This window comes from Cellulomonas sp. ACRRI (assembly GCF_022346185.1).
Taxonomy (GTDB): domain Bacteria; phylum Actinomycetota; class Actinomycetes; order Actinomycetales; family Cellulomonadaceae; genus Cellulomonas.
Genome location: NZ_JAKRMS010000009.1, coordinates 49,456 through 56,317 on the forward strand (window position 1 = coordinate 49,456; position 6,862 = coordinate 56,317).

At 77.4% G+C, this 6,862-nt stretch carries 7 protein-coding genes; 5 read left to right on the top strand and 2 right to left on the bottom strand.

The window, feature by feature from the left end; translation table 11 throughout:
- Positions 1-66 precede the first annotated feature (66 nt).
- Genes MHY85_RS03880 through MHY85_RS03895 form a run of 4 tightly spaced genes read left to right on the top strand, consistent with a single transcriptional unit; the run spans position 67 to position 4,137 of the window.
- On the top strand, positions 67-765 hold the full coding sequence (locus tag MHY85_RS03880) for an ABC transporter ATP-binding protein (RefSeq protein ID WP_239193332.1): 699 nt from the start codon (positions 67-69) through the stop codon (positions 763-765).
- Positions 762-2,117 (top strand): ABC transporter permease, encoded by a 1,356-nt coding sequence (locus MHY85_RS03885; protein ID WP_239193334.1) that lies wholly within the window; start codon positions 762-764, stop codon positions 2,115-2,117. The genes MHY85_RS03880 and MHY85_RS03885 overlap by 4 nt, the downstream gene beginning before the upstream one ends.
- Positions 2,114-3,430 (top strand): sensor histidine kinase, encoded by a 1,317-nt coding sequence (locus MHY85_RS03890; protein ID WP_239193336.1) that lies wholly within the window; start codon positions 2,114-2,116, stop codon positions 3,428-3,430. The genes MHY85_RS03885 and MHY85_RS03890 overlap by 4 nt, the downstream gene beginning before the upstream one ends.
- Positions 3,431-3,480: 50 nt before the next feature.
- Positions 3,481-4,137, top strand: coding sequence for a response regulator transcription factor (locus tag MHY85_RS03895; protein WP_239193338.1), 657 nt, complete (start codon positions 3,481-3,483; stop codon positions 4,135-4,137).
- Between the two features lie 50 nt (positions 4,138-4,187).
- On the opposite strand, the gene MHY85_RS03900 is transcribed toward MHY85_RS03895, so the two are convergent.
- Together MHY85_RS03900 and rpmB are read right to left on the bottom strand one after the other, a co-directional pair.
- Positions 4,188-4,709 carry a GNAT family N-acetyltransferase gene (locus MHY85_RS03900; protein WP_239193339.1) on the bottom strand — a complete coding sequence of 174 codons (522 nt, stop codon included), beginning with the start codon at positions 4,707-4,709 and terminating at the stop codon, positions 4,188-4,190.
- A 131-nt stretch (positions 4,710-4,840) separates the two neighbouring features.
- Positions 4,841-5,032, bottom strand: a complete 192-nt coding sequence (gene rpmB, locus MHY85_RS03905; RefSeq protein ID WP_135974635.1) for a 50S ribosomal protein L28 — start codon at positions 5,030-5,032, stop codon at positions 4,841-4,843.
- A 352-nt stretch (positions 5,033-5,384) separates the two neighbouring features.
- Here rpmB and MHY85_RS03910 point away from each other — a divergent pair.
- Positions 5,385-6,862: DAK2 domain-containing protein (locus MHY85_RS03910; protein ID WP_239193341.1), on the top strand; the 1,478-nt coding region annotated here is incomplete at its 3' end.

The following is a 6,862-nucleotide window of genomic DNA, read 5'->3' on the forward strand; positions in this document are numbered from 1 at the left end:
CTAGCGTCGTCCCACGTCAGATGTGCCGCGCCGGGCGCGGCGCGCGAACCGCGTGGACGGAGCATCGTGAGCAACCTGCTGGAGCTGGAACGCGTCAGCCGCACGTACGGGGACCGCCGCCGGCCGGTCCACGCCCTGCACGGGCTCGACGTCGTGGTGCAGGCGCGCTCGCTGACGGCCGTCGTCGGCCCCTCGGGCTGCGGCAAGTCGACCTTCCTGCAGTGCGCGGCGGGTCTCGACCGGCCGACCGCCGGCACGGTGCGGCTGGCCGGGCGGGACCTGGGACACATGGGCGAGCGGGAGCGGACGCGGCTGCGGCGCGAGCACGTCGGCTTCGTCTTCCAGGCGTTCAACCTGCTGCCCGCGCTGACCGCGCAGGAGAACGTGCTGCTGCCGGTGCGTCTGGGCGGCGGGCGCTGCTCGCCCGAGGACGTCGCGAGGGCTCGTGACCTGCTCGCCCGGGTCGGGCTCGACGGGCGCGGCGACGCGCGCCCCGGGGAGCTGTCCGGCGGCCAGCAGCAGCGGGTAGCGCTCGCCCGCGCCCTGGTCACGGCTCCGGACATCGTGTTCGCGGACGAGCCGACGGGTTCGCTCGACCAGGAGACCGCGGCCGGCGTGCTCGACCTCCTGCGCGGCGTCGTCGACCGGGACGGCGCCACCGTCGTCGTGGTGACGCACGACCCCGCCGTCGCGGCCCGCGCGGACCGGGTGCTGCGGCTGGCGCACGGCCGGCTGGTGGGCGACACGGTGGCGGTGCCGGCATGACCGGGATCGCCAGGACGGGGATCGCCACGACCGGGATCGCCACGATCGGGCTGGCCACCGCGTCGGTGCGGTCGCGGCCGTCGGCGTTCGCAGGGACGGCCGCCGCCCTCGCCTGCTGCACCGCGGCGGTCACCGCCTGCGTCACGCTGGCGTTCTCGGCGGCCCGGCTCCCCGTGTCGGCGCAGCAGGCCGAGCTGTACGACGTGGGCTTCGCGTTCAGCCAGCTCGCGGTCTACCTGTCCGTCCTCGTCATCGGGCAGGTGATGTCGCTGGCCGTCGCCCAGCGCGGGCGCGAGAGCGCGCTGCTGCGGGCGGTCGGGGCCGAGCCACGGCAGATCCGGAGGATGGTGGCGACCGAGGCGCTGTGGACCTGCGTGCCGGTGCTGCCCGTCGGGTACGCCCTCGGCGTGGCGCTCGCCCACGCCTGGCTCGCGGTCCTGGGGGCGAACGGGATGACGCCGGACGGGCTCGTGCTCGTCGCCGGCTGGCCCGTCGCGGCGACGACGACGGGCGTGGTCCTCGTGTGCTCGCAGCTCGGCGCCAGGGTCGGAGCCTGGCGCGCGTCCCGAGTCCGCCCGGCCGCCGCCCTGGCCGCCACCGCGGTGCCGGGCGGGGCACGAGCCGGGCGGGTGCGCGCCGTGGTCGCGGTGCTCGTGCTGGCGGGGGCGGCCGGGCTGACGGTCGTGGCGGGCGCGAGCTCGGCGGCGGACGCGGCGTCCGAGGTCCCGATCGTGCTGCTCGCCTACCTGATCGGGATCGGGCTGGCGGGGCCGTGGATCGGGTGGTCGGTGACGGCGCTCGTCGCGCCGGTGCTGCTCCGGCACGTCGGGGTCGCCGGCGAGCTGGCGGTCGCGGGGTGCCGTGCGCGGTCGCGGCGGCTGTCGTCGGCGATCACCCCGGTCGCCCTGGTGACGGCGTTCACGGTGGTGCAGCTCGTGTCGATGACCGGTGCCGGCGAGCCGGACGTGATGGCGGTGTGCGGGACCCTGCTGTTCGTGGGCTTCACGGGTCTGGTGTCCGCGAGCACCCTGGTGATGCTGACGGTGGAGCGGCTCCGGGAGATCTCGCTGCTGCGGACGGTCGGGGCGGAGGCGCGGCAGGTCGTCGCGGTGGTGGCGATCGAGGCGGGGGTGACGGCGCTGGCGGGCCTGGGGACCGGGATACTTGCCGCGTGCGCGGTGCTGGTGCCCCTGGGGGAGAAGGTCGGGACCCCGGTGTCCGGGCTCCCCGCGTGGGTGTGGGCCGCGACCCTGGTCTGCGGGACGGCGCTCGTCCTGACCGCGTCGTGCGCACCCCTGGCGCGGATGCTCCGGGTGCGGGCGGTCGAGGGCGTACTGCGGTACAGCTCGTGAGCGGGTACCGCCCGGCCCACCCGGGTGACCGGGCGCGCGCGGTCCGCAGTCTCCTGCTCGCGCCGTTCGACCGGCGCTCCGGGGCGCGGGTGGCGTACTGCCTGCTCTCCTCCGTCCCCGCGGTGGCGGGCTTCGTCGTCGTGATCGCGGTCGCCGTGCTGCTCGGCTCGGCGCTCACCCTCACCGTGCTCGGCGCGGTGCCCGGCGTCGGACTGCTGGTCGCCGGCCTCACCCTCGCGCGCGCACTGGGCCGCCTGCACCGCGCGCTCGCGCGCCGGTTCCTCGGTGTGCAGGTCGTGGATCCGGCGCGGGTGGCGCAGCCCCACCCGGGCCTCGTCGCGGGGGTCGTGGCGCGGCTGCGCGACCCGGCCGCGTGGCGAGCCGTCGCGTACGTCCTGGTCAAGATGCCGCTCGCCGTGCTCGGGCTGTGGGCGGTGACGTGGTGGCTCGTCGGGGTCGTCGACCTGGTCGCCCCGGTGCGCCGGCTCGTCGGGCAGCGCGACGTCGACCTCGTCTGGCCGGTGCCGGGTGGCGGACCGCGCCTGGACTCGTTCGGGGAGTCGCTCGGTGCCGCCGCGGTCGGCCTCGTGGTCCTGCTCGCCGCGCCGTGGCTCGCCCGCGCGGTCACGGCCCTGGACGGCCGGCTGGTGCGCGCCCTGCTCGGCGCCGGGGCGCTCGAGGAGCGGGTGCGCGACCTCGAGGAGACCCGCGCCATCGCCGTCGACGAGGCGGCGGACCGGCTGCGCCGCCTCGAGCGGGACCTGCACGACGGGGCGCAGGTCCGGCTCGCCGCGCTGGCGATGAACCTCGACATGGTGCGAGAGCAGCTCGACGCCCGCGACCGGCCGGAGCTGCACCGGCTCGTCGAGACGGCCCGCGACAACGCCGTCGGGACCCTCGCCGAGCTGCGCGACCTGTCCCGCGGCCTGCATCCCCCCGTGCTCGACGCGGGGCTCGCCGACGCGCTGGCGACGCTGGCCGCCACGTCCGCGCTCCCGGTCGAGCTGTCCGTGGACCTGACCGGTCGTCCGACGCGCGCGATCGAGGCGCTGGCCTACTACGGCGCCGCCGAGCTGCTCGCCAACGTGCACAAGCACAGCGGCGCCCGGGCGTGCCGCGTCGACCTGCGCACGAGCGCGACCGCGCTCGACCTGCGCGTCACCGACGACGGCCACGGTGGGGCGCACGCGGTCCGGGGCGGGGGTATCGCCGGCCTCGTCGACCGGGTGCGCACCGTCGACGGCGACCTGACGGTCCGCAGCCCCGGAGGGGGGCCGACGACGGTCGACATCAGACTGCCCCTGCATGCCTGAGCGACTGAGGTCCCGGAACCGGCCCCGACCACCTGTGTGAGGCTGCACTCATGCGTGTCGTGATCGCCGAGGACGCCGCCGTGATGCGCGAGCTCCTCGCCCAGATGCTGACCATGCGCGGGCACCACGTCGCCGCCGTCGTGGGCGACGCCGACGCGCTGCGCGCCGCGGTCGCCGAGCACCGGCCCGACGTCGCCGTCGTGGACATCCGGATGCCGCCGACCGGGACCGACGACGGGCTGCGCGCGGCGGTCGACATCCGGCGGGAGCACCCCGGCACCGGGGTCCTGCTGTTCTCCCAGTACATCGAGACGGCGTACGCCACCCGGCTGCTCGCCCAGGGGGCCCAGGGCGTGGGGTACCTGCTCAAGGAGCGGGTCGCGAACCTCGCCGAGTTCACCGGCGCGCTCGACCGCGTCGCCGCGGGCGGGACCGCCCTCGACCCCGATGTCGTCACCCAGCTGGCCGCCGCGAGCCGGCGGACCGAGGACCTGCACGCCCTGACCGACCGGGAGCGCGGCGTGCTCGCGCTCATGGCGGAGGGCCGCTCGAACGCCGCGATCGCCCAGCACCTGTACATCTCCGCGGGGACGGTGGAGAAGCACATCGCCGCGATCTTCGCGAAGCTCGGCCTGACGGCCTCCCACGACCACAACCGCCGCGTCCTCGCGGTCGTCCGCGCGCTGAACTCCGACCCGGACGGCTGACCCCGGAGTCCCCCGGCCGCGGCGCGGCCCTGCGGGTCCCCCGGGGCGGCTCAGCGGCGGCGGTACCGGACCTCGAGCAGGTCGGCGCCGCCGACGTCCTCGGTGCGCTCGGTGCCGTCGGGCTGGAAGCCGTGCCGCCGGTAGAAGTGCCGCGCGCGCTCGTTGTCGGCGAACACCCACAGGGTCACGGGGATCCGCGGCGGGACGTCCTGCATCGCGGTGCGCAGCAGCTCGCGCGCGACGCCCGACCCCCACATGCCGTGGTCGAGGTAGAGGGCGTACACCTGCAGCGCGGAGCGCTCGGCGTCCTCGTCGAGCGAGGGGCCGAGGGAGATGAAGCCCACGACGTCCTCCGGCTCGACCGTGGCGACCCACGCGCGGATGCGGCTGCCCCGGGAGAGGTCACGTTCCCAGACCTCGGTGCGCCGGGCGATGTCGAGGGAGGACAGGTAGCTGTCGGGGACGAGGCCGGCGTACGCGTGCTGCCACGTGCGGATGTGCACGGCGGCGATGCCGGCGGCGTCCCGGGGCTCGGCGGGCCGGACCGTGTGCTCGCGGCGCTGCTCGCTCATGCGCTCAGGGTGCCACACGCCGCGGCGCCGCCACAGGGCGTTCTGCGCGTCGACCGGCGCGCGGTCGGGTCGTCGCCGGGCAGCACGAAGGCCCGCACGGACGAACCGCGCGGGCCTTCGAGGTGAGTCGCTCAGACGGCGCGCTGGACCTTGCCGGCCTTGAGGCACGAGGTGCAGACGTTCAGCCGCTTGGGCGTGCCCGCGACCACCACGCGCACGCGCTGGATGTTCGGGTTCCAGCGTCGCTTGGTGCGCACGTGCGAGTGCGAGATGCTGTGCCCGAAGCTCGGGCCCTTGGCGCAGACGTCGCAGTTGGCAGCCACGGTCTTCTCCTGATCCGGTCATTGCACGCCGCTCGGGAGGGAGCCCGGGCGGCAAGTCCTGGTGGGTCGGTGGTGCCCGCACCGGCGGTCCGGAGACCTGTCCGAGGGGCGCACCTGTGCCCGGCAGTGGCCAGGCAACCGGATAAGACTAGCCCACGACCGCCGTGACCCTCAAAACGACGTCCGTCACACCCCCGGGCAGGACCGACCGGGCGGGCCGGGCCTGGGGACGACCGGGGTCCTGCGGGCCGCGTGCGGCAGAGTAGGGGCCGCGCGGGCGGACGGCCCGCGGGGTCGTCGCGAGGCCGGGTGCCGGACGACGACCGGGACGACGAGAGGACTGCGCGCGGACGTGGCTGGGCGACTCGGGGACAGCGGCGTGCTGCGCGCCTGGCTCGACCGCGCGGTGCCCGCCCTGGAGGCGGCGCGCGAGCGGATCGACGCGGTGAACGTGTTCCCGGTGCCCGACGGCGACACGGGGACCAACGTGCTGCTCACGGTCCGCGGGGCCGCGGACGAGGTCGCCGCGGCGACCCCGGGCCCGCGGGCGGCGACGGACGCGGTGGACGCTGCGGACGCGGCGCGGGACGCCGACGGCGGGGCGGCGCTCCGGGCGCTCGCGCGCGGGGCGCTGCTGTCGGCGCGGGGGAACTCCGGCGTGATCCTCAGCCGGTACCTCGGCGGGCTGGCCGCGGCGGCGTCCGGCTCGTTCGCGGAGGCGCTGGCGGCGGCCGCGGACGCGGCTCGCTCGGCGGTGCCGGAGCCGGAGGACGGGACGATCCTGACGGTCGCCGCGGTGGTGGCCGGCGCGGCGGCGGAGGCGGCGGCGCGGGGCGCGGGGGACGGGGACGCGCTCGCCGCCGGGGTGGCCGCCGGCCGCGCGGACCTCGCCCGGATCAGCGCGGCCCACCCGGTGCTGCGGTCGGCGCGGGTGGTCGACGCGGGGGCGTGCGCGCTGCTCGTGCTGCTCGACGCGCTGGCGGGGGCGCTCGCGGGCCGCCCCGGGCCCGTGGACGTCGGGTGGCTGGACGAGCACGGCGCGGCGGGCGACCCGGCCGGGACCGATGCCGGGGCCGGGACCGATGCCGGGATCGCGACCGATGCCGGGGCCGGGACCGATGCCGGGATCGCGACCGATGCCGGGATCGCGACCGACGCCGGGGTTCCCGGCGGCTACGAGGTGGTCGCACTCCTGCGCACGCCCGCCGACGGAGCGCCCGGCGAGAGGCAGGGCTCCGACGCCGCCCCCGCCGAGCGGCTCGCCCGCCACCTGGCCGAGGCGCTGCCCGCGGTGGGCGACGCGGTCGCGGTGGTGGCGGGCGACGGGCTGGTGACGGCGCACGTGCACGCGGCCGCGCCCGCCGACGTGGTGGAGGTCCTCACGGCCGCCGGGGCGCGGTGGACGGCGTCGGTGCGGACGCTGCTCGGCGTCGAGCGCCCGGTGGTGGCGTGCACGGGTTCGGGCGAGGTGGCCGCGGCGTTCGCGGACGCCGGCGCGGTCGCGGTGCTGCTGCCGGACGGCACCCCGGCGGACGAGGGCCGCGACGCGGTGCGCCGCGCGGCGCAGGACGCGCAGACGCCGGTGCACGCCGGCCCCGACGCAGGCGACGACGCCGACCCCGGCGATGACGCCGGCGCGGGTGGCGACCCGACGCCGGCTGCCGCCGGGGACCGGGCCGTCACGGTCCTGCCGGGGGACCGCCTCGACGCCGCCCACCTCGATCCCCGTTGGGTCGTCCCGGACGGGGCCACCGACGACGCCGCGGTGCTCGCCGCCCTCGCCGTCCCCGTCCCGTCCGCGGGCCCCGCCGGCGTGGCTCGACCTCCCGC